Origin of the sequence: Actinosynnema sp. ALI-1.44 (assembly GCF_001984155.1) — a bacterium.
In the GTDB taxonomy this organism is placed as follows: Bacteria; Actinomycetota; Actinomycetes; order Mycobacteriales; family Pseudonocardiaceae; genus Kibdelosporangium.
Map to the genome: position 1 here is coordinate 472,179 of NZ_MTQO01000048.1, position 20,028 is coordinate 492,206.

At 67.1% G+C, this 20,028-nt stretch carries 21 protein-coding genes and 1 tRNA gene; 12 read left to right on the top strand and 10 right to left on the bottom strand.

The features are described from left to right. Window positions 1-154 precede the first annotated feature (154 nt). The 3 genes from ALI144C_RS29750 (at window position 155) to ALI144C_RS29760 (ending at window position 4,297) form a co-directional block, all read left to right on the top strand. Complete coding sequence (locus tag ALI144C_RS29750) at window positions 155-2,590, top strand: transglycosylase domain-containing protein (protein WP_076990551.1); 2,436 nt, start codon at window positions 155-157, stop codon at window positions 2,588-2,590. Between the two features lie 400 nt (window positions 2,591-2,990). Beyond that, window positions 2,991-3,257 (top strand): lantibiotic dehydratase C-terminal domain-containing protein, encoded by a 267-nt coding sequence (locus ALI144C_RS29755; protein WP_083753485.1) that lies wholly within the window; start codon window positions 2,991-2,993, stop codon window positions 3,255-3,257. A 530-nt stretch (window positions 3,258-3,787) separates the two neighbouring features. Then, window positions 3,788-4,297, top strand: coding sequence for a hypothetical protein (locus tag ALI144C_RS29760; RefSeq protein WP_143230943.1), 510 nt, complete (start codon window positions 3,788-3,790; stop codon window positions 4,295-4,297). Window positions 4,298-4,415: 118 nt separating this feature from the next. Here the strand turns inward: ALI144C_RS29760 and ALI144C_RS29765 are convergent, their stop codons facing one another. From ALI144C_RS29765 to ALI144C_RS29775, 3 genes are all read right to left on the bottom strand, one after another. Continuing rightward, entirely contained in the window at window positions 4,416-5,543 is a 1,128-nt protein-coding gene (locus ALI144C_RS29765) for a CU044_5270 family protein (RefSeq protein WP_083753486.1), read from the bottom strand. Then, complete coding sequence (locus tag ALI144C_RS29770) at window positions 5,540-6,166, bottom strand: RNA polymerase sigma factor (RefSeq protein ID WP_083753487.1); 627 nt, start codon at window positions 6,164-6,166, stop codon at window positions 5,540-5,542. Before ALI144C_RS29770 ends, ALI144C_RS29765 begins: the two co-directional genes overlap by 4 nt. A 203-nt stretch (window positions 6,167-6,369) precedes the next feature. Beyond that, complete coding sequence (locus ALI144C_RS29775; RefSeq protein ID WP_202819083.1) at window positions 6,370-6,534, bottom strand: hypothetical protein; 165 nt, start codon at window positions 6,532-6,534, stop codon at window positions 6,370-6,372. Window positions 6,535-6,950: 416 nt separating this feature from the next. Between ALI144C_RS29775 and ALI144C_RS57795 the strand changes: the two genes are divergently transcribed. After that, window positions 6,951-7,115 carry a hypothetical protein gene (locus ALI144C_RS57795; RefSeq protein ID WP_237774372.1) on the top strand — a complete coding sequence of 55 codons (165 nt, stop codon included), beginning with the start codon at window positions 6,951-6,953 and terminating at the stop codon, window positions 7,113-7,115. A 48-nt stretch (window positions 7,116-7,163) separates the two neighbouring features. Further along, a complete protein-coding gene (locus ALI144C_RS58505) occupies window positions 7,164-7,505 on the top strand; it encodes a tyrosine-type recombinase/integrase (protein ID WP_269086711.1) in 342 nt (113 codons plus the stop codon). 97 nt (window positions 7,506-7,602) lie between these two features. Here the strand turns inward: ALI144C_RS58505 and ALI144C_RS29785 are convergent. Both ALI144C_RS29785 and ALI144C_RS29790 read right to left on the bottom strand, forming a co-directional pair. After that, a tRNA-Pro gene (locus ALI144C_RS29785) sits at window positions 7,603-7,676 on the bottom strand. Window positions 7,677-7,697: 21 nt separating this feature from the next. After that, window positions 7,698-8,639: a metallophosphoesterase gene (locus ALI144C_RS29790; protein WP_076990553.1), complete on the bottom strand. Its 942-nt coding sequence runs from the start codon at window positions 8,637-8,639 to the stop codon at window positions 7,698-7,700. 84 nt (window positions 8,640-8,723) lie between these two features. Between ALI144C_RS29790 and ALI144C_RS29795 the strand changes: the two genes are divergently transcribed. The 3 genes from ALI144C_RS29795 (at window position 8,724) to ALI144C_RS29805 (ending at window position 11,554) form a co-directional block, all read left to right on the top strand. Continuing rightward, window positions 8,724-9,194 carry a GatB/YqeY domain-containing protein gene (locus tag ALI144C_RS29795; protein WP_076990458.1) on the top strand — a complete coding sequence of 157 codons (471 nt, stop codon included), beginning with the start codon at window positions 8,724-8,726 and terminating at the stop codon, window positions 9,192-9,194. A gap of 216 nt (window positions 9,195-9,410) precedes the next feature. Next, window positions 9,411-9,650: a hypothetical protein gene (locus ALI144C_RS29800; RefSeq protein ID WP_076990459.1), complete on the top strand. Its 240-nt coding sequence runs from the start codon at window positions 9,411-9,413 to the stop codon at window positions 9,648-9,650. Between the two features lie 65 nt (window positions 9,651-9,715). Next, complete coding sequence (locus ALI144C_RS29805; RefSeq protein WP_076990460.1) at window positions 9,716-11,554, top strand: S9 family peptidase; 1,839 nt, start codon at window positions 9,716-9,718, stop codon at window positions 11,552-11,554. Window positions 11,555-11,621: 67 nt separating this feature from the next. On the opposite strand, the gene ALI144C_RS29810 is transcribed toward ALI144C_RS29805, so the two are convergent. Both ALI144C_RS29810 and ALI144C_RS29815 read right to left on the bottom strand, forming a co-directional pair. Then, window positions 11,622-12,098 carry a Dps family protein gene (locus ALI144C_RS29810; RefSeq protein WP_076990461.1) on the bottom strand — a complete coding sequence of 159 codons (477 nt, stop codon included), beginning with the start codon at window positions 12,096-12,098 and terminating at the stop codon, window positions 11,622-11,624. Between the two features lie 94 nt (window positions 12,099-12,192). Continuing rightward, window positions 12,193-12,747: an NADPH-dependent FMN reductase gene (locus tag ALI144C_RS29815; RefSeq protein ID WP_076990462.1), complete on the bottom strand. Its 555-nt coding sequence runs from the start codon at window positions 12,745-12,747 to the stop codon at window positions 12,193-12,195. Between the two features lie 75 nt (window positions 12,748-12,822). On the opposite strand from ALI144C_RS29815, the gene ALI144C_RS29820 reads away from it, so the two are divergent. Next, window positions 12,823-13,911, top strand: coding sequence for an alpha/beta hydrolase (locus ALI144C_RS29820; RefSeq protein ID WP_237774373.1), 1,089 nt, complete (start codon window positions 12,823-12,825; stop codon window positions 13,909-13,911). 90 nt (window positions 13,912-14,001) lie between these two features. On the opposite strand, the gene ALI144C_RS29825 is transcribed toward ALI144C_RS29820, so the two are convergent. Beyond that, window positions 14,002-14,439 carry a Fur family transcriptional regulator gene (locus ALI144C_RS29825; RefSeq protein ID WP_076990463.1) on the bottom strand — a complete coding sequence of 146 codons (438 nt, stop codon included), beginning with the start codon at window positions 14,437-14,439 and terminating at the stop codon, window positions 14,002-14,004. A 205-nt stretch (window positions 14,440-14,644) separates the two neighbouring features. On the opposite strand from ALI144C_RS29825, the gene ALI144C_RS29830 reads away from it, so the two are divergent. After that, window positions 14,645-15,838, top strand: coding sequence for an MFS transporter (locus tag ALI144C_RS29830; protein WP_330359620.1), 1,194 nt, complete (start codon window positions 14,645-14,647; stop codon window positions 15,836-15,838). Here the strand turns inward: ALI144C_RS29830 and ALI144C_RS29835 are convergent. Continuing rightward, entirely contained in the window at window positions 15,808-16,863 is a 1,056-nt protein-coding gene (locus ALI144C_RS29835; protein ID WP_076990465.1) for an aspartate-semialdehyde dehydrogenase, read from the bottom strand. The genes ALI144C_RS29830 and ALI144C_RS29835 overlap by 31 nt on opposite strands. Next, window positions 16,863-18,128, bottom strand: coding sequence for an aspartate kinase (locus ALI144C_RS29840; protein ID WP_076990466.1), 1,266 nt, complete (start codon window positions 18,126-18,128; stop codon window positions 16,863-16,865). Before ALI144C_RS29840 ends, ALI144C_RS29835 begins: the two co-directional genes overlap by 1 nt. Before the next feature lie 124 nt (window positions 18,129-18,252). On the opposite strand from ALI144C_RS29840, the gene ALI144C_RS29845 reads away from it, so the two are divergent. Further along, window positions 18,253-19,464 (top strand): hypothetical protein, encoded by a 1,212-nt coding sequence (locus tag ALI144C_RS29845; protein WP_237774374.1) that lies wholly within the window; start codon window positions 18,253-18,255, stop codon window positions 19,462-19,464. Then, on the top strand, window positions 19,446-20,027 hold the full coding sequence (locus tag ALI144C_RS29850) for a nitroreductase family protein (RefSeq protein WP_330359621.1): 582 nt from the start codon (window positions 19,446-19,448) through the stop codon (window positions 20,025-20,027). Before ALI144C_RS29845 ends, ALI144C_RS29850 begins: the two co-directional genes overlap by 19 nt. Window position 20,028: the final 1 nt, after the last annotated feature.

Consider the following 20,028-nt stretch of genomic DNA (forward strand, 5'->3'; position numbering starts at 1 on the left):
CCAGCTGCCTGTCGTGACAAGATTGACGACGTTCGAACGCCCCCGGTTCCACCCCACTTTCGTTGACTATCTCGCACACCGGGCGCTCAGAAGTCAATGCGATTGACGTAGCGTAGCCAGCGGCTCGAACAGGCTCATGGGTACCCTGACCTTCGTGCGCTTCACGAACGGTGTGTTCAAGATGCTCAGCCTCTGCCTGCTGGCCGGGGTACTGCTCGCCGGGATGCTGTTTCCGGTGGTCGGGGCACTCGGCGTGGCCTCGAACCGGGCCAGCGACACCATCGACAGCGCACAAGCCGAAATGGTCGAGGTCCCCCCCGCGTTGATCAGCACGATGACGGCGGTCGACGGCAGGCCGGTCGCCACCCTGTACGACCAGTTCCGCATCCCGGTATCGGCCCGCCAGATCGCGCCGGTCATGCGCGAGGCGCTGATGTCGATCGAGGACCGGCGGTTCTACGAACACCACGGCGTGGACTGGAAAGGCACATTCCGTGCCGCGCTGAGCACGAGCGGTGGCAACCAGCAGGGTGGTTCGACGCTCACCCAGCAATACGTGAAGAACTATTTGATCAACGTCGTCTACCGGAACAACAAGACCGAGCAGGCCAAGGCGCAGGAGCCGACAATCGCGCGAAAGCTGCGTGAGGCACGGATCGCGCTGCAGCTCGAGCAGAAGATGTCGAAGGAAGACATCATCACCGGTTATCTGAACGTTGTGGAATTCTCCAACTCCATCTACGGCGTCGGCGCGGCCGCGCAGACGTACTTCGGCACCACGGCGGACAAGCTGACCCTGCCGCAGGCCGCGATGCTCGCCGGGATGGTGCAGAACCCGACGCTGTTCAACCCGTGGCAGCGCGGCCCGCAGTCGCTCAGCCGCCGCAACGTCGTGATCGACACGATGATCGAGACCGGCAGGGTGAGCAGGGCGGACGGCGAAGCGGCGAAGCAGACCCCGCTGGGTGTGGCGGCCGAGCCCGTGAAGCCCGCGAAGAACTGCAACGGCGCGGGCCCGGAGGCCGGCTTCTTCTGCCAGTACGTCGTGGAGTACTTGGAAAAGCTCGGCTTCACCCAGGACCAGTTGGCCATCGGCGGCTACACGATCAAGACCAGCCTCGACCTGAACGCGACGTCGCTGGCCAAGCAGGCCGCGATGGACCAGGTGCCGAAGATGACGGAAGGGATCGCCAACGTGATGGCGATCGTGCGGCCCGGCAAAGAAAAGCACCAGGTCGTCGCGTTGGTGTCCAATCGGGACTACGGGCCGGACGCCTCGAAGGGGCAGACGCAGTTCCCGCAGCCGTACGGCATCGAGAACAAGTTCGGCACCGGCTCGATCTACAAGATCTTCACCGCGGCGGCGGCGCTGGAGAAGGGCATGGGCATCAACTCGATGATCGACACGCCCGCGCACTACAGCTCCCGGCTGTTCATCGGCGGCAACCCGAAGAACTGCCCGCGCACGGAGAACCCGAAGGACGGCAGGGACACGTCCTGGTACTGCCTGGGTAACGCCGGGGACAACTACCCCGACCGGATGACGTTGCAGCAGGGGCTCGCGACCTCGCCGAACACCGGGTTCGTCAAGCTGGAGGAAATGCTCGGCAGCACCGACCCGGTAGTGGACATGCTGGTCCGCCTCGGCATGCGCGAGACCATGGCCTCCAACATGAGCGGCAAGCCCGCCAAGCCCGGCGAGGAGACCCAGGCGCAGCACTTCGGCAGCAAGCCGGGCTACCCCGGCAACGCCTCGCTGACGCTCGGCCCGAGCCCGATGAGCCCGCTGGAACTGGCGAACGTGGCCGCGACGCTGATGAGCGGCGGCGTGTGGTGCCCACCGTCGCCGATCGTGGAGATCATCGACCGCAACGGCAACCCGCTGGACTTGAAGGGCAAGGAGCAGCCCTGCGAGCAGGCGGTGGCGGAGCCGCTGGCGAACACCTTGGTGACCGGGCTGAGCAAGGACGACCTGCCCGGCGGAACGGCGCACGCCGCGGCGAGGGCCAACGGCTGGACCCGGCCGATGCTCGGCAAGACCGGGACGACGCAGGACTACAAGTCGGCAGGGTTCGTCGGCGCCGTTCCGCAGTACGCGGCCGCCGCGCTGACCTTCGCCGACGGCAACCGGCCGCGGCCGATCAACGTGCGCACCACCCCACCGCGGTTGTCCGACACCGGCAACATCTACGGCGGAACGGTTCCGGCGCGTACCTGGTTCGCAGCGATGAAACCGTTGCTGGCCAGCGAGCCCGAACTGCCCTTGCCACCGACAGATCCCCGGTACGTCGACGGCGGCCCGGAGACGAAGGTGCCGGACGTGGTCGGCAAAACCCAGGAAGAAGCCACGAACATCCTGCAAGGCGCGGGTTACACGGTGACCGTGCTCCAACGCGACGACAGCAGGCGCAAGGGAACGGTCGTGAACCAAACTCCCCGCGGCACCAAACTGCCCGGCGGCACGATCACGATCTACGTCTCGACAGGAGTAGCCCCCCAACAGCACGAAATCCCCTCCAACCCGTCAACCCCGGGCGGAACCCCACCAACCGGAGGCAGTGGCCCAGGAGGAGACCCCGGCGGCGGCTGACCACCCCGCTCCAAAGGCCCACAAGTTCCCGATTGTGGGCCTTTCTCGTGCCCCCGGTCGCTTTCTGGAGTCGACCACAAGGGGTGCGGCGAAGCCGCGCGCTGGTCAAAGCGAAACGAACCCAGCGCTGGGTCAGAAGGAGCACGCACCGTGGGGTTTGGGGGCTCGGCCCCCCAAAGTAATAAACGAAGGCGCCCCCGGGAAGGTTGAGAAGCAACCGACCAGGAGGCGCCTTAGCCGAGTCGGGGTGGCGGGATTCGAACCCACGACCTCTTCGTCCCGAAGGCGATTAACCGGTCGCTGACCTGCTAAAGCTACTGGTCAGGGCCTGTCGCGGCGTCCATGCCTGTCTGGCTACGTCCGTAGTCGTCCGCTGTGATTGTCAGGCAGTTTGTCAGGCATGCATCCGGCCGCCGCCGACGCCGTGCGCATCGGCGACCTGTTCACGCCGGGCGGGCCCGCCGGGCACGCCAAACCGTGGCTCGACGCGTTCCAGAGTGCGGGCCGCCAGCTCGGTGACGCCGCTGCGGCTGGATACATGGGTCGTGGCCTGCGGGCGGTCATCGGCCACGTGGTGATCTTCCACTGGAACCGGTTTGGCCTGTCGGCCACGAGCCAAGGCGTCCTGGCTCGTGCAGCAGTCGAAGCCCTGCTTCCTCAGATCTGACTACGACCCCCGCCACAATGGCTGCCGTCTTTACGTCACCGTCTGATGAAAAATCTGGTTGCCAGAACCGGGCCAATTGGATCAACCCCCTTGAGGGTACCTTAGTCTGGATAGTCGATTGCGTAGCTCCTAGCTGCGGTAGTAGGTTACGAATGTACCAAGATCATGGGTGTGTTCTTAGGGGGATCTGCTCATTGCGGGGTGCGCGTAAACAGTCTTAATCCGCCATCGTCGAGCTAAGGCAAAGTTAAAGAGGGCGGTGTTGTCAGATTCTGTCGCGAATAGGGCGTTAGCTGACTGCTGGCACTGGGGAGTCCTGTTGCGCTGAAGTCCGGCCACACATCATGGCGGGCTTTATCATGCCCACCCGGCCGTAGGTGCGCGCTAATTGTCGATACCGCCACTTTTCGCCCCCTGTGATTTCGGGGTTTCTTTGGCCTGCTCACTCCCTCTCATGAACAAAACTCTCTTTTGTTGCGATTGGAGAGAATGTGAGAAGACTAGCTACTTTAGTTATGACAGTTGCCGCGGTGTCCGCGTTCATGGGCGCCGGGACGTCCTCGGCAACAGAGACCACCGGCACTCGCTCACCGGGTTCGTCGCAACCGGAATTCTGTGCGACGCTGGTTGGTGCCGCCACGGCGTCCGACATATCGCCAACGCTCGCCGAGGCATGTTCGGAGACGTCAAGGGCGGACGCGGTCGACAAAATGCGGGCCGAAGCGTCACACCGTGGCATCACCGCTGTTGCGGACACACCCCTGATGATCTGGTATGAACACGCCGACTACAAGGGCTTTTCCAACGTCATCTATGGCAACGCTGGACGATGTGACCGATCCGGGTACAAAATCAACCCCAACTCGTACTGGGCAGGGAACCTGTCGTCCATCGGAAGAGTCGACACCTGTGACAAGGCGTTTGTGTACAATACTCGAATAGACTTCACTGAGACGTATACGCTGTCGGTTCCGCTCCTGGGTGCCGGGCTCAATGACAACGTCGGCCGCGTGAAGGTCTTTTCCAGTTACTGGCCGTGAGTCCCTCTGACTAGTCTGCCGTAATCATGGTCGAGTATCGCTAACTGCGGGGGCATGCATCAGGTCCCTGGCCTCGTTCGGACCGAGGCAAGGGACCCGATGCCCTCCGGTGACCAGATCACCGTGGAGGCCGTTCTCCCAGCGTCTGCACGACCGTGGTTTGCACTGACGTAAAACTTGTGACCGTTCCTTCCGGCAGGTCGGTGTCCGAGTCGTCACCGGTCAGCACCTGGCGTTCCCCGATGAACGTGCCAGTGGCCGGGTCGACGATGATGTCCTGACGGCGTTCGCCGTCATCGATGCCCAGCGCGGTGCCCGTGCGACCATCGAGGTTCGCCGCGCCGTCGGTGACCTCAAGCCCCCGCAGGCGGGTCAACGCCTGATACAGCGCCGAGCGCACATCCGCCGGCAACAACCCACTACGCAGTGCGTCAGCCGCGTACACCAGAGCACGCGCGTCACCGCGACGTTCGCCCGGAGCGTCACGCAGCAGCCGCTCGTGTAGTTGCTGCGGATCCCGAGGCAGTCCCGCCACGAACTCCGGAGTCGGCGCCTGCCAGCTTCCCGGAGTGGTACAGGGCTGTTTACCTGTGTCGACCGCGCCGAAGTCACCACACTGGGCGCGCAGCACCGCCGACTTCCCCGCCTGGTCACTCGGATAGTCGACCAGCAGGTTCGCCTCCCGGGCTTGCCGTTCATCGCCCTGCAGCCACTTCTTACGACCCGTGGTTGCCCGCTCCTGCATCCATTCCTGCCGGTAGTCCTGCGGCGCCCACACTTCGATCACCGTTTCGGCGAGGTAGGACATCGGCCCACTGCTCGGTGACCCGATACCGCGCACGTTCCACGCCCGGGTCACCACATACCGATACTGGCCAGCGGCCACCACGGGATCCGACGACCCGATCGTGCCCGCGGCTGTCTTGTCCAACACCGCCACCGCCTGCGCCGACGCCGGGCCAGCGGTCGCCGATTGGAACAGCACCACCCCAGCCACCGTGGCCACCACCACCAACAGCACCGCCGCCGCGCTCAACAGCCACCGCCGCCGCGAACGCCGCCGCTGTCCTGTTCCCCGCGCAGGCTGTTCGATCACCTCGGCCAGCACCCGCTTGCGCGCGGTCGCCAACATCGTGTCCGTTGTGCGCGCAGTCGAATGCAAGCCCGCCAACGCGGCGTCCAGTTCGTCCTCGGTCCACACCGCGTCGTCCCGCCTGTCACCCCGATCGTCACCGCGCTCCGTCATCGCGTGCCTCCCTTGTCTTTTCCTACCCCGAACGTGGCCTGCGCCGTCCCCGTTCGGCCTTCCTCAGTCCGCAGCAGCTGACGCACGCGATGCAGCCGCGACCGGACCGTTCCCGCCGGCACTCCCAACGCCTCCGCCACCTCGGCGTTGCTCAGCCCGGCCCACGCGGTGAGCAACAACGTGTCCCGATCGGCATCCGGTAGCCGAACCAAAGCCGCCGCAAGCCGTCGGACACGCGCCTGCGCGTCCACTTGCCCAGCTACCACGTCAGCTGGCCCGTCCATCATCAGAGATTCCTGCCCACCGGCTCGAGCGGTAGCTGCCAGAGCCCGCAACTCCTGACGTCGATGCCGGCGGCACAAGTTCGTGGCAATGCCGTACAGCCACACCCGGATCTCGGCCCGCTCAGGTTCATACCGGGCGCGGTCGGCCCAGGCCGCGACGAACGTCTCCGCCACAAGATCCTCGGCGGCTGCCTCGCCGACCCGTCGAGCGAGGTATCGATGCAGTCCTCGTGCGTGTGCGTCGAACAACCGGCTCACTACAAGAGCAGGTTCATTCCCGCCTCCTCGCAGGTCAGGACGGAGGTCGCTATCAGGCAACGGGTTCGTTATGGCCTCCATACTTCATGTATTGCCCGAACCTTGCCATCGTGCTCACGGGGGCACCCGGGTTGCGACCTTGATGTGATCAGACCGAGGTCGGCAGCGCGACACCGAGACGCGCGCTACGCCGCTACCTCGTCACAGCCGGACTGTCCATCCTCCGTAGGCTCAGGAACTTCATCGGCCGGGACACCCGAGGAGAAGCCTGTGGACGCGGCGGCTCACGTCGACCAACTGGTGAAGCACTTCCGCAAGCGGTATCCCGACGCCACCGAGGGATGCCGGCCCGCGTTCTTCCCGGTCGGGATCTTGAGTGTCTTCGCGATCTCCGGGACACCCTTGTCGCGTAGTACGCGGGCGAAGGTCAGCATGTCGTCGTCGATCACCTTGGGTCGGCCGCCGTGGTTGCCTTTGGCTGCGGCGGCTTGCTGTCTGGCCGAGATGACGAATTCGTCGCGTGCGTTACCAAGGCGTACACGGGCATGCGATGGGGCGAACTCGTTGGCTTGGAGACCAAGTTCGTGCGGCCTGAGTCGATTCGGATTGAGTGGCAACTGTACGAACTGGACACAGGAGAGCTGCGTCGCTGTCCGCCCAAGGATGACAGCTATCGCGACATCGGTATCCCGGAGTGGCTGCGGAAGTTGATCATTGACCATATTGCGCGGAGTTCACCGCAACCGTGCGTGTGTCACGACCAAATGTACGTGTTCCGCGGCCTTGGTCCGGCAAACAAGCCGCCCGTCGGCCAGGGGCGAAGCTCGTGGATGTCGCTCGGCTTGCGGGTGTATCGCCTGCCACTGTGTCGGCGGTGCTCAACCGACCTGCGACCGTCGCAGAGGGGACGCGGGGCGAGTTGAGGAGGCGATTGCTGACCTCGGTTACGTGCGGGGAGCCAGTTCGGGCGAGCCAGCCGCGCATTGGCGGCGAAACGGGTTCGCCACGTGGGTCTTTCAACCTGCGGTGACTGGGTGGTACCCCGAAGAAGGCGCCGCAGGACGCGCGTCCCGTGCCCGTGCTGGCGGAACCCCTGGCCCGGTGTGCCAGCTCGTGGCGCCTACGGCCGAACAGAGGCCTGCTGGGGGCCATCGCGCGGGGGCTCACGACGCACGGGCTGCGCCACACCCACAAGACGCGAATGCGTGAGCTGGGTACTCCGCCGAAGTTGATGGACGAGCGGATGGGACACGAGGACGGCAGTGTCCAATCCCGGTATGACCACATCACCCCGGAGATGCGGGTGCGGTTGATGGAGGGGCTCACGGCCGAGTGGGAAGTCGCTCTGGACGCCCGGCTGGCGATGTCTCCGCGCTCACCGGTCGTCGCACTGGACGAACTTCGCAAGGCGCGGGCGTAGGAAGCTGGAGAGTCGTTTTCAAGATCCACTCCCCCAGGCACGCCCCAGACAGCAAGAAGCCCTCCCTCCAAGAGGAGGAAAGGGCTTCTGACCAGCGTCGGGGTGGCGGGATTCGAACCCACGACCTCTTCGTCCCGAACGAAGCGCGCTACCAAGCTGCGCCACACCCCGGCTTGTCTTGCTGGGGATACTCTAGCGGACGTCTGCCCGTGCGCCGAAACGGGTATTGGTTTTCGCGGCTTCGCCGCCGTTTGTCCTGGGTACGAGGGTCAGCAGGCTTGCTTCCGGTGGGCAGGCGAAGCGGACTGGGGCGTAGGGGGATGTGCCGAGTCCTGCTGACACGTGCAGCCACATGTGGCTTCCCCAGCGGGAGGCTCCTCGGGCTCGGGAGCGGTCCAGGTCACAGTTGGTGATGATTGCTCCGTAGCCGGGGATTCTCAGTTGTCCGCCGTGGGTGTGTCCGGCGAGGACGAGGTCGTAGCCGTCGTTGGCGAAGGCGTCCAGGACGCGTGGTTCCGGGGAGTGCGTGATGCCGAGGCGGAGTGCTGCCGTCGGATCTGGGCGGCCTGCTATCTCGTTGTAGCGGTCGAGGCGGAGGTGGGGGTCGTCGACGCCCGCGACCGCGATGTTCCTGCCGTCCGCGCTCACTATCCGGCGGACGTGGGTCAGGTCGTGCCAGCCTCGTTCGACCATCGCCGCGCGGAGGTCTCGCCACGGCAGTTTGATGCCGTGGATGCGCTTCTTCTTCGCGCTGGGCAGCAGGTACCTTGCCGGGTTCTTCGGTTTCGGGGCGAAGTAGTCGTTGCTGCCGAAGATGAAGATCCCCGGGCGCTGCATCAGCGGTCCGAGGGCGCGGACCACCGCGGGGACGGCCTGCTTGTGCGCGAGGTTGTCGCCGGTGTTGACGACCAGGTCGGGTTCCAGTGCGTCGAGGGCGGCGATCCAGCGTTGTTTCGACTTCTGCCCGGGGAGCATGTGGATGTCCGAGATGTGCAGGATCCGGAGCGGTCGTGCGCCTTCGCCCAGTACGGGCAGGGTGGCCTGGCGCAGTGTCCAGCGCCGTCGCTCGATGCCGGCCCCGTATGCGACTGCCGCCGCGCCTGCTGCTGTCGTTGCCATCGCGATTCGACCCAACCTGCTCACTCTTCGAGGGTACGGGCGTCGCGCGGCGTGGTGGCAGCCGTATCCGAGTTGCGTGCCGACGGTAACGTTTCCACCATGGCTGAGCTGAAGGACAAGTTGAAGTCCGACATGGTTGTCGCGCTGAAGGCCAAGGACACCGCACGCCTGGGCACCTTGCGCATGGTGCTCGCCGCCGTGAGCACCGAAGAGGTGGCGGGCAAGGAGGCGCGCGAGCTGACCGACGAGGAAGTCCAGCGCGTGCTGACCCGCGAAGCCAAGAAGCGCAAGGAGGCCGCCGAGGCGTTCGAGTCCGCAGGTCGCGCCGAGCAGGCGTCCGCCGAGCGGGCCGAGGCCGAGGTCATCGCGGAGTACCTGCCCGCTCAGCTGTCCGACGACGAGCTCGCCGACCTGGTCGGCCAGGCCGCCGCGGAGGTCAGCGAGCAGGTCGGCGGGGAGCTGACTCCCAAGCAGATGGGCTTGGTGATGAAGGCCGCCAACGCCAAGGTCGCCGGCCGGGCCGAGGGCGGCCGCGTCGCCGCCGCGGTGAAGGCGAAGCTCGCCGGGTAGTTTCGCTCCAAGGCCCGGTCGCCTCGGCGCGACCGGGCCTTCTTGCTGCCCTGGGTAGGGCACAAAGTCCACTGCTGGCACCTGTTTTCCCAGCGTAGATAACCCAAAAGAGTGAAAGTTGAGGGCTCAACTCACGTTGGGTAACAGGCGGCGTGATCAACGCGAGGAGATCACGAGCGTCCAACACGGGGCGTTCCGTGGGTGGAAGGATCCATCATGAGCAGCCTTTCCACGCTCTCCCCCGCCATCCGGCCGCATGCCGTTCGCACCGTCATCGTCGGTGTTTTCGTTTGCCTGCTTGTTCTTCTCGGCTTCCTTGTTCCTTTTTGGATCGTTCTGGTCGTCGGTCTCGTCCTCGTGGGTGTCGTTCGGGCCGTGCGGGCGTTGCGGGCGGCAGCGCGGAAGGTCGATCAGATCCTTGCCGAGGAGCTTCCTCCTAATGGCGGTGTTGGTTGATTACCGCCCGTCATTGATTCGGCGTGTCAACGAAATCAGTAGGTGGATGAGGCAGGATCCATGCTGTGACGAAGCATCCCGCAGCAGAGGAGCCGGAGCACCTGTTCACCGACGCGGACGCAGACGCGCGGTGGCGGGCCAGATTCCGTGCTGCCCGAGTCAGCCTGCCCGAGTGGGCCCGTGACGCACCCGACCGCAATGTGTACACCTCCAACGCCAGCGGGGTGTGGGAGACATATGCGTGGGACCGGCTGACGGGCAACCACCGGCAGGTCACCGACCGCCCCAACGGCACCTACAACTCCACTATCAGCCCCGACGGCGAGCACATCTGGTGGTTCGCCGACAAGGACGGCGACGAGTTCGGCAGCTGGGTGACCGAGCCGTTCGCCGGGCGCCCGGTCGACTCCGAGCCGTCGCCAGCGATCGCCGAGGTTCCCGCCGGTTACCCCGCCGGGCTGGAGATCGGGAAGACGGTCAGCGCCATCGGGATCTCCAACGACGACGGCACCACGGTCGTCGTGTCCTGCGATGGCCAGCCCGGTCAGGTCGTCTACGAGAACGAGCACGACGCGGGTGTGGCGGCACTGTCACGTGACGAGCAGTACCTGGCCATCGCGCACTCCGAACACGGCGACAACCGGCACACGGCCCTGCGTGTGATCACTACGAGCGGCGAGACGGTCGCCGACAAGTGGGACGGCAAGGGCAAGGGCCTCGACGCCGTCGGGTTCAGCCCGGTCGCGGGCGACCAACGCCTTCTCGTCCTGCACGAGCGGCACGGCCGCGAGGAACTGCTGATCTGGGACGTCGCCGCGGACACCGAGGCCGAGATCCAGCTCGACCTGCCGGGCGAGCTGTCCGCCGCGTGGTACCCCGACGGCCGGTCACTGCTGGTCGTGCACACCCACCAGGCACGCAACACCCTGCACCGCTACGAGATCGAAACCGACTCACTCTCGCTTCTGGACAGTCCTGCCGGGACGGTCGGCTCGGCGGGCGTGCGCCCGGACGGGACGATCGAGTACTCGTGGTCGTCGGCCGCCGAGCCGTCGCTGATCCGCGCGTTGCACGTGGACGGCACCGACCGCGTCCTGTTGACGCCGCCAGGCGACAGGGCGCCGGGGTCCGTCAACCTCACGGATGCCTTTGTGCCGAGCGAAGGCGGTGATGTGCACGCGTTGATCGCGCGGCCGGACGATGCGCCGGACGGTCCGTTGCCGACGGTCTTCAGCCTGCACGGCGGACCGCACTCGGCCGACGAGGACAGGTTCTCCGCGTACCGCGCGGCGTGGGTCGACGCCGGGTTCGCCGTCGTGCACGTGAACTACCGCGGTTCGACCGGTTACGGGTCCGCGTGGCGGGACGCCATCGAAGGCCGCCCTGGGCTGACGGAACTCGCGGACGTCGCCGCGGTGCACAAGTGGGCGGTCAGCACGGGCCTTGCCGACCCGGACAAGTGCGTTGTCGCAGGCGCTTCCTGGGGCGGTTACCTGAGCCTGCTCGCCGCTGGGACCCAGCCGGACAAGTGGGCAGCGGTTGTCGGTGGCGTGCCCGTGGCGGACTACTTGGCCGCGTACGAGGACGAGATGGAACCGTTGCGGGCGTTCGACCGGGCGCTGTTCGGCGGTTCACCCGAGGAACTGCCCGACCTGTACCGGGAATGCTCGCCGATGACGTACGTCGACAACGTGCGCGCGCCGATCCTGGTGTGGGCCGGAGAGAACGACCCGCGCTGCCCGATCCGGCAGATCGACAACTACCTCGACCGGCTGGCCGAACGCGGGGCCAGGTACGAGGAGTTCCGCTACGACGCCGGGCACGGCTCGCTGGTGGTCTCCGAGATGGTCAAGCAGGTCAGCATCGAGGTGTACTTCGTGTTGCGAATGCTCGGCATGCGCTAGACATGGGGCCATCCCGCGTGCGTGCCTCCCTGCAAGGCACGCACGCGGGACCGGCCATAAATCGGAGTCAGGCCTGCTGGGCCTGCCACATCCAGTGGGCCTGCTCCACGTCCTGCGCGATGGCGATCAACAGATCCTGTGTCACCAGGTCGGACTTGTCCGTCTCGTCGATCCGTCCCCGCAGTCGCTTGACCAGCGCTTCGAGCGTCTTGACGATCGCGGCCACGGTCTGCTCGTCGGACAGCCACCCGTCCGGGTAGTCCGGCATGCCGGAGCTTTCCACGACCGTCTTCGCCTTGCCGTTCGGCGAGACGCCGATCGCGTTGGCTCGCTCGGCCACCTCGTCGACGTAGGTCCTCGCCGTCGCCACGAGCTCGTCGAGTTGCGTGTGGACACTGCGGAAGTTCTTGCCGACCACGTTCCAGTGCGCCTGCTTGGCGATCAGGGACAGGTCGACCAGGTCCACGAGGGTCGCCTGCAGAATGGCACCGGTGGTCTTCTTGTCCGCTTCCGACAGCGGACTGGTGATCGGTGACTTGCTCACTGCTTCATCGCCTCCTCACCGTGAAGGCTTCCCGGGTCGTCCCGGGCTCAAACCGGGGCGATCACGGTGATTCCGATCGCACCCTGCTCGATCGTCACCGTCCCAGAGCGAACTCCGCGACCTGCTGACCGATCGTCCGCAGCGTGGTGGCGACCGACTCGCTGGAGCACTCGCCCGACCCGTCGAACCGGACCTCGGCCGAGTTGATCGCGGAGCCGAGCGGTGTCGGCCAGCCGCGCAGGGAGTGCACGATCGACCGCAGCGACGTGAGCGTGGTGACCGCTGCCTGCCAGCCCTGGGCTGTGGCCACACAACCGACCGCCCGGCCGTCGAGGTACACGCGGTCGTCGGTGCGGAGGTCTTCGATGTAGTCCAGTGCGTTCTTGATCAGGCCGGAGATGGTTCCGTGATAGCCGGGTGAGACGAGCACGACGCCGTCGGCGTCGCGGAGGTGTTCGACGAGCCTGCGCGCGGCATCGGAGCGTTCGGGCACGGCCGGGTCGTAGAACGGGAGCACCAGGTCGTCGCCCGTGATCATCGTGACTTTGGCGCCCAGGTCCTCCGCGCCGGCCAACGCGACCCGCAACGCGCGCTCGGACTGGGAGTTGGCCCGCAAGGAGCCACCGATACCTACCACATGTATGGCCACCCTTCGAGAATAGGGGTTCAAGTTCGATTGAGGTCTAGAGTGCGTCACCGAACTTACCGACAGTAAGATAGCGTGATGCCGCTCTCGTCGAAGTCAGTGATGATCACCGTGCAGGGCGTCGCACTCCGCACCCTGTACCGCTTACCACCGCGAATCCGCAGGTTGCTGGCCGGACCGCCGATCCGGATCGACGGACAGGAGCTGGCACTGGACGCCCAGCTGCTGCTGCGCGCCCGCGAGTTGGCCGGGATGCCCTCGCTGTTCGGCGGCGACCCTGTCAAGGCGCGCCGCAACTTGGAAGAAAGCAGCGGTCTCGTCGGCGGACCGCCGATCGGCCCGATGGACGTACGGGATCTGGCTGTCGGGTCAGTCCCCGCGCGGTTGTACACGCCAACTGGCCTGCCCGTGGGCTCGCCGCTGCTGGTGTTCTTCCACGGCGGCGGGTTCGTGCTCGGCAGCGTCGAGTCACACGACACCGTCTGCCGGTTCCTGGCCAAGTACGCCAGGGTGCGCGTGCTGTCGGTGGACTACCGGCTCGCCCCCGAACACCGGTTCCCCCACGGTGTCGACGACGCGATCGCGGCGTTCCGGTACGCGCACGCCAACGCACGGGAGCTGGGAGCGGACCCGTCGTCCATCGCGGTGGGCGGCGACAGCGCGGGCGGCAACCTCGCGACTGTGGTCGCTCTGGTGACAACGCGGGAAGGCGGCCCGCAGCCCGCGTTCCAACTGCTGCTCTACCCGACGACGGACGGGACACGGGCGACCCGGTCGAAGGAGCTGTTCGCCGAAGGCTTCTTCCTGAGCAAGGCGGACATCGACTGGGTCGGCGAGCAGTACCCGGCGACTCAACAGGACAAGCTCGACCCGCGGTACTCACCGGCCCTCGCGCCTGACCTGTCCGGGTTGCCACCGGCCTACCTCGCGACGGCCGGGTTCGACCCGCTGCGTGACGAGGGCGAGTTGTACGCGGCGTTGCTGCGGGAAGCCGGCGTGCCGGTCGTGTTGTCCCGGCACGACGACCTGATCCACGGTTACGCCAATTTCCTGACTGTCGGGACTCGTTTTCGGGAGGCGATGTACGAGGCTGCCGGAGCTTTGCGGACCGGCTTGGCAATGAGGACAGGCGATCAGCGTGCTCACGCCGGTGAGTCACCCGGGTGAGTGAACCTCACGGACACGGCGTTGACGCGAACGGCCCGGCGAGTTGTCACTCGCCGGGCCGTTCTGCCTCGTGGTGGGAGGTTCGTGGGGTCACTCGCTCGCGCAGGCCGGGCACAGCCCCCAGAACACGACTTCCGCCTCGTCGACGACGTAACCGGCCGTGTGATCGGGCGTCAGGCACGGCGCCGGGCCGATCACGCAGTCGACGTCCTCGGTACGGCCGCACTGGCGGCAAACGAGGTGGTGGTGGTTGTCCCCGGTGCGCGTCTCGTACCGGGCGGGCGATCCGGCCGGTTCGATCCGGCGCACCAGGTTCGTGGCCGTGAACACGTTCAGCACGTCGTACACCGCTTGGGTGGACACGGACCCCAGCAGCTCGCGTACGCCGCCGGCGACCTGGTCCGCGGTGGAGTGCGGGTGTTCACCCAGCAGGGCGAGCACCGCCAGCCTCGGCGCGGTCACACGCAGCCCCGTCGAACGCAACTGCTCACGCATCCGGGCCCGGTCCGGGGTAGTCGGTGTCGACATCGCTACCTACCTCACCGCTCAATCTGGTCCGAGTCCGCCGAACGACTCGTCCAAGTAACAGCGTCTGTCGCTGTATCCCCTCAGGGTGACCCACAACGGGCTGGTCTAGACCTCGTCCATTCGTGTGACACTTCACGGGAAAGGTGCGGCGGGCACCGAAAACCCGGTTGCCGGATGGGGTAATCACATGATCCCCTGACTGTTCGTGGAGCGCTACCGACGCCTGTTCGCCATCCCCGGCGTTCGCACGTTGCTGGTCCTGATGTTCTTCGCGCGCATCCCGCCGTCCGCGACGTCGTTGGCGCTCACGCTGCACGTGGCCATCGGGCTCGAGCACGGCTACGGCGCCGCGGGGCTGGTCGGCGGTGTGGCGACCGTCGGCATCGCGATCGGCGCGACGCTGTCCGGCCGGATCATCGACCGGTACGGGTTGCGCACCCTGCTGCTGGTCACCGGGATCGGCGAGACGTCGTTCTGGCTGACCGCGCCGATGATGTCCTACCCGGTGCTGCTGGTCGTCGCGTTCTTCGGCGGCATGTTCGCCGTGCCGACCATGTCGATCGGGCGCCAGGCGATCGCGGCGCTGGTGCCGGACGAGCACCGCCGCACGGCCTACTCGTTCGACTCCATCTCGGTGGAACTCAGCTTCATGGTCGGCCCGCTCGCCGCCGTCGCACTGGCCACCCAGGTGTCCACGTCGGACGCGCTGCGGGTGGTCGCCGTCGGGTTCGCGGTCGTCGCGGTCGCCTTGTTCTTCGCCAACCCGGCGATGCGCGGCGACGACGAGGTCGTCGGCGAACGACCGCCACGGCGGGAATGGCTCAACGGCAAGCTGGCCGCGGTGCTGTTGGTCGGCGCGGGCGCGGTCTTCGTGCTGGCGGGCACAGAAGTCGCGCTCGTCGCCGCACTCCGTGAAAACGGCGAGGTGCAGTGGACCGGCGCGGCGACGATCATCCTGTGCGCGACGTCGATCATGGGCGGACTCGTGCACGGCGCCGTGCGGAAATCGTTGCCGCAAGTCGTGTTGATGGCACTGCTGGGCGCGTTGACCCTGCCCGTGCTGTTCGTGGACGGCGCCGCGTGGTGGGTCGTCGCGATCGCACTCGGGCCGGCGAGCGCGATGTGCGCCCCGACCATCGCGGCCACCGGCGAGCAGGTCAGCAAGCTCGTCCCGGTGGTCGTGCGCGGGGAAGCGACGGGGCTGCAGAGCTCGGCGTTCACCTTCGGGGCGGCGCTGGGCTCACCGGTGGTCGGGTTCGTTGTGGACCACAGCGGATCACCGGGCTGGGGCTTCGTCGGCGCCGGTGCCGGCGGACTGGTCGTCGCCGCTGTCGCGGCGTTGCTCATCCGCCGGTCACCGGCCCGTGCTCAGCCGACCAGCGCCTCGGCGATCTCGTAGGTGTTGAGCGCCGCGCCCTTGCGGAGGTTGTCCCCGCACACGAAGAAGTCCAGCGTGTTCGGGAAGTCCAGCGCCTGGCGGACCCGGCCGACGTAGGTCGGGTCACCGCCGACGACGTCCGCCGGGGTCGGGAACTTCAGGTTCGCCGGGTCGTCGACCAGCACGATCGACGGCTGCGCGTCGAACACCTCGTGCGCCTCGGCGACCGTCACCGGTTTGGCGAACGTCGCGTGCACCGCGAGGGAGTGCGTGGTCACGACCGGGACGCGCACACAGGTCGCGGACACCTTCAGGTCCGGGATACCCATGATCTTGCGTGCCTCGTTGCGGACCTTGAGCTCCTCGCTGGCCCAGCCGTCCTGCTTGAGCGACCCGGCCCACGGCACCACGTTCAACGCCAACGGCGCGGGGAACGGCGAGTCCGCGGCCGACAGTCCCGCGGCTTCGAGCGCTTCGGCCACGTCACCGGCACGACCGCCGACGTGTTTGCCCGCCACCGCTTCGAGCTCGGCGTAGAGCCGGTCGATCCCGCCCTGGCCCGCCCCGGAAGCCGCCTGGTAGCTCGCCACCACCAGCTCGGTGAGCTGGAACTTCCGGTGCAGCGCGCCGACCGCGGCCATCATCGACAGCGTCGTGCAGTTCGGGTTGGAGATGATCCCGCGCGGCCGCTCGCCGATCTTGTCGAGGTTCACCTCGGGCACGACCAACGGCACGTCCGCGTCCATCCGGAAGGCACCGGAGTTGTCCACGGCGATCGCGCCGCGCTCGGCGGCGATCGGCGCCCACTGGGCGGAGATCTCGTCCGGCACGTCGAACATCGCCACGTCGACGCCGTCGAAGGCCTCGGGGGAGATCTCGACGACCGTCAGCTCCTTGCCGCGCACGGTCATCTTCTTGCCGGCCGAACGCGCCGAGGCGATCAGCCGGACCTCGCCCCACGGGAAGGTGGGGCGGTTGTTCATGATGTCGATCATCACGCCACCGACCGCGCCGGTGGCTCCGACGAGCGCGAGAACCGGTGCCATCAGCGACCACTCCCCGCGTACACCACGGCCTCTTCGTCGCCGCCGAGCTCGAACGCCTCGTGGATCGCGCGCACCGCGGCGTCCAGCTCGGTGTCCCTGATCAGCACGGAGATCCGGATCTCGGAGGTGTTGATGATCTCGATGTTCACACCGGCCTTGGCCAGCGCCTCGCAGAACGTCGCCGTGACGCCGGGGTGCGAGCGCATGCCCGCGCCGACCAGCGAGACCTTGCCGATGTGGTCGTCGTAGAGCACCTGCTCGAAGCCGAGCTCGGCGCGGACCTTCTCCAGCGCCGCGACCGCGGTCGGGCCGTTGGCCTTGGACAGCGTGAACGTGATGTCGGTGCGGCCGGTGTGGGTGGACGACACGTTCTGCAGGACCATGTCGATGTCCGTGCCGATGTCGGCGATCACGCGGAAGATCGCGGCCGCGACGCCGAGCTTGTCCGGCACGCCGACGACGGTGACTTTCGCCTCGGAACGGTCGTGTGCGACGCCTGTGATCATCGCTTGTTCCACGGAGAGCTCCTCGATCGACCCGGTCACCACCGTGCCGGGCTTCTGGTTGAACGACGACCGGACCCGGACCGGCACCCCGTACCGCCGGGCGTATTCGACACAGCGCAGCATCAGCACCTTGGCCCCGCTCGCGGCCATCTCCAGCATCTCCTCGTAGGTGATGCGGTCGAGGTGCCGGGCGTTGGGCACGATCCGCGGGTCGGCGGTGAACACGCCGTCCACGTCGGTGTAGATCTCGCAGACGTCGGCACCGAGCGCGGCGGCCAGCGCCACCGCCGTGGTGTCCGTACCGCCGCGGCCGAGCGTGGTGATCTCGTTGGTGCCTTGGCTCACGCCCTGGAACCCGGCCACGATCGCGATGGCGCCGTCGTCGAGCGCCTCCTGGATCCGGCTCGGGGTGACGTCGATGATTCGTGCGTTGCCGTGCGCCGCCGTGGTGATCACGCCTGCCTGCGAGCCGGTGTACGACCGGGCCTCGAGACCGTGCGCGTGGATGGCCATGGCAAGCAGCGACATGGAGATCCGCTCACCGGACGTGAGCAGCATGTCCAGCTCGCGGGCGGGCGGCACCGGCGCGACCTGGCCAGCCAGGTCGAGCAGTTCGTCCGTGGTGTCCCCCATCGCGGAGACAGCGACCACGACGTCGTTGCCCGCCTTCTTCGTGGCGACGATCCGCTCGGCGACCCGCTTGATCCGGTCGGCGTTCTCAACGGAGGAACCGCCGTATTTCTGGACGACGAGCGCCACGCAGCTCAACCCTCTCCTCAATCGCTTCAGACCACGTCGGGGTGAGCCTACCCGCGCCTGGTATCGGGTTTCGTTCTTCGTGTGGTGCCGCCCACTCGGCGCCGCACGCTTTAGCCTGGTTGCCGTGTCCACGACGGAGGTGACCGAGCAGCCGGTGCTGACCGCGCCGACCGAACCGCGGCCGCGGCGCAGACCCTGGACGGTGCGCAGAGTCGCCTACATGCTCGCCCCTGCCCTGATCTACCTGGGCATCCGCGAGTTCGGGCTGCTCGTGCTGTCGTGGATGAGTTATCAGACACACTTCCCGATGGGCCAGGCGCTCACCTCGTGGGACGCGGACTGGTACCTGGGCATCGCGGCAGGCGGTTACGACAACGTGCCCGCCCGGCTCGTCGACGCCTTCAGCCAGCGCAGCCCCGAGACACCGCTCGCGTTCTTCCCCGGCTACCCGAAGCTGATCAACTACCTCGCGGCGCCGCTCGGCGGCACGCAGAGCGCGCGGCTGTTCGCGGCGTTCACGATCACCATCGTGGCCGGGGTCTTCTGCGCGTACGCCCTCGTCCGGATCGGCAGGCTGGTCCCCGGCGGCTCGACCAAGGTCGGGCTGATCCTGGTGGCGCTGTTCGCGGCGGCGCCGGTGAGCGTCGTGCTGGTCATGCCGTACTCGGAGGCGCTGTTCTGCGCGTTCGCCGCGTGGTCGCTGGTTTGGGTGCTCGAACGCAACTGGATCCTCGCCGGGCTGGCGTGCTCGTGCGCCGGACTGGTCCGTCCGACGGCGGCGGCACTGATCCTCGGGGTCGGGCTCGCCATGGTGGTCGCCGTGATCAAACGGCGCGACGGGTGGCGGCCGTGGCTCGGTGGCCTGCTGGTGCCGCTCGGTTTCTTCGGCTACCTGGGGTGGGTGGCCGTGCGCACGGGCGACCTGTTCGGGTACTTCGAACTGCAGGCACGTGGCTGGGACTCGCAGTTCGACGGGGGCCTGGCCACCGCGAGGTTCGCGCTGGACGCGTTGACCAGGCAGTTGTCGGTGTTCGAAGGCGTCACGATCCTGGTGATCCTCGCGTCGATCGCCCTCGTGGTGATCGGGTTCCGGATGAAGGTGCCGTGGCCGCTGATGGTGTTCGCCCTCGGCGTGCTGGTGATGGACCTCGGGTCGAACGGGATGATGGCGTCGAAGGCGAGGCTGCTGATGCCCGCGTTCGTCCTGCTGATCCCGATAGCCATCGGCCTCGCCCAACGGCGGACCGCTACGGTCGTGGCCACGCTGGCCGGGCTGGCCGTGGTCACGTCCTGGTTCGGCGCCTACTCGCTGACGGTGTGGAGCTGGGCGATCTGATGCACCCGTTGATCAAGGACCGGTGGAGCCCGCGGTGGCTGGACGCGGACGCGGTGGTCACCGACGAGCAGTTGCGAGCGATGCTGGAGGCCGCGCGCTGGGCGCCGTCCTACGGCAACTCACAACCCGCGCGATATTTCGTGGGACGCCGTGGCGACTCGACGTACGAGCGCGTGTTCGACGTACTCAGCCGACGCAACCAGGAATGGGCGCAGCGATCCGCCGTGCTGATGCTGGGTATCGCGATGACGGTCAACGAGAAAGGCGGGTTGCCGCTCTCGGAGTACGGCCTGGGCCTGGCGACTGAGAACCTGGTGCTCCAGGCCGTCGCGGAAGGCCTGGTCGCCCACCAGATGGGCGGGTTCAACGCGGAAGGCGCGCGGATCCTGTTCGAACTGCCGCCGGAGGCGAGGCCGGTGGTGGTGATCGCGATCGGCAAGCTCGGCGACCGCGACTCGATCCCGGACGACCTCCGAGACCGGGAGCTCGCACCTCGCAAGCGGCTCCCGCTCTCGGAGATCGCGTTCACCGGGGAGTGGGGAAAACCCGTTTTCCCGAGCTGAG

What these genes read in the sequence shown, in the direction of transcription:
- ALI144C_RS29755 (WP_083753485.1), top strand. Translation starts at nt 2,991, where the DNA reads ATGCATCCGGCCGCCGCCGACGCCGTGCGCATCGGCGACCTGTTCACG.
- ALI144C_RS29765 (WP_083753486.1), bottom strand. Translation starts at nt 5,543, where the DNA reads ATGACGGAGCGCGGTGACGATCGGGGTGACAGGCGGGACGACGCGGTG.
- ALI144C_RS29770 (WP_083753487.1), bottom strand. Translation starts at nt 6,166, where the DNA reads ATGGAGGCCATAACGAACCCGTTGCCTGATAGCGACCTCCGTCCTGAC.
- ALI144C_RS29795 (WP_076990458.1), top strand. Translation starts at nt 8,724, where the DNA reads ATGGCTGAGCTGAAGGACAAGTTGAAGTCCGACATGGTTGTCGCGCTG.
- ALI144C_RS29800 (WP_076990459.1), top strand. Translation starts at nt 9,411, where the DNA reads ATGAGCAGCCTTTCCACGCTCTCCCCCGCCATCCGGCCGCATGCCGTT.
- ALI144C_RS29820 (WP_237774373.1), top strand. Translation starts at nt 12,823, where the DNA reads ATGCCGCTCTCGTCGAAGTCAGTGATGATCACCGTGCAGGGCGTCGCA.
- ALI144C_RS29825 (WP_076990463.1), bottom strand. Translation starts at nt 14,439, where the DNA reads ATGTCGACACCGACTACCCCGGACCGGGCCCGGATGCGTGAGCAGTTG.
- ALI144C_RS29835 (WP_076990465.1), bottom strand. Translation starts at nt 16,863, where the DNA reads ATGGCACCGGTTCTCGCGCTCGTCGGAGCCACCGGCGCGGTCGGTGGC.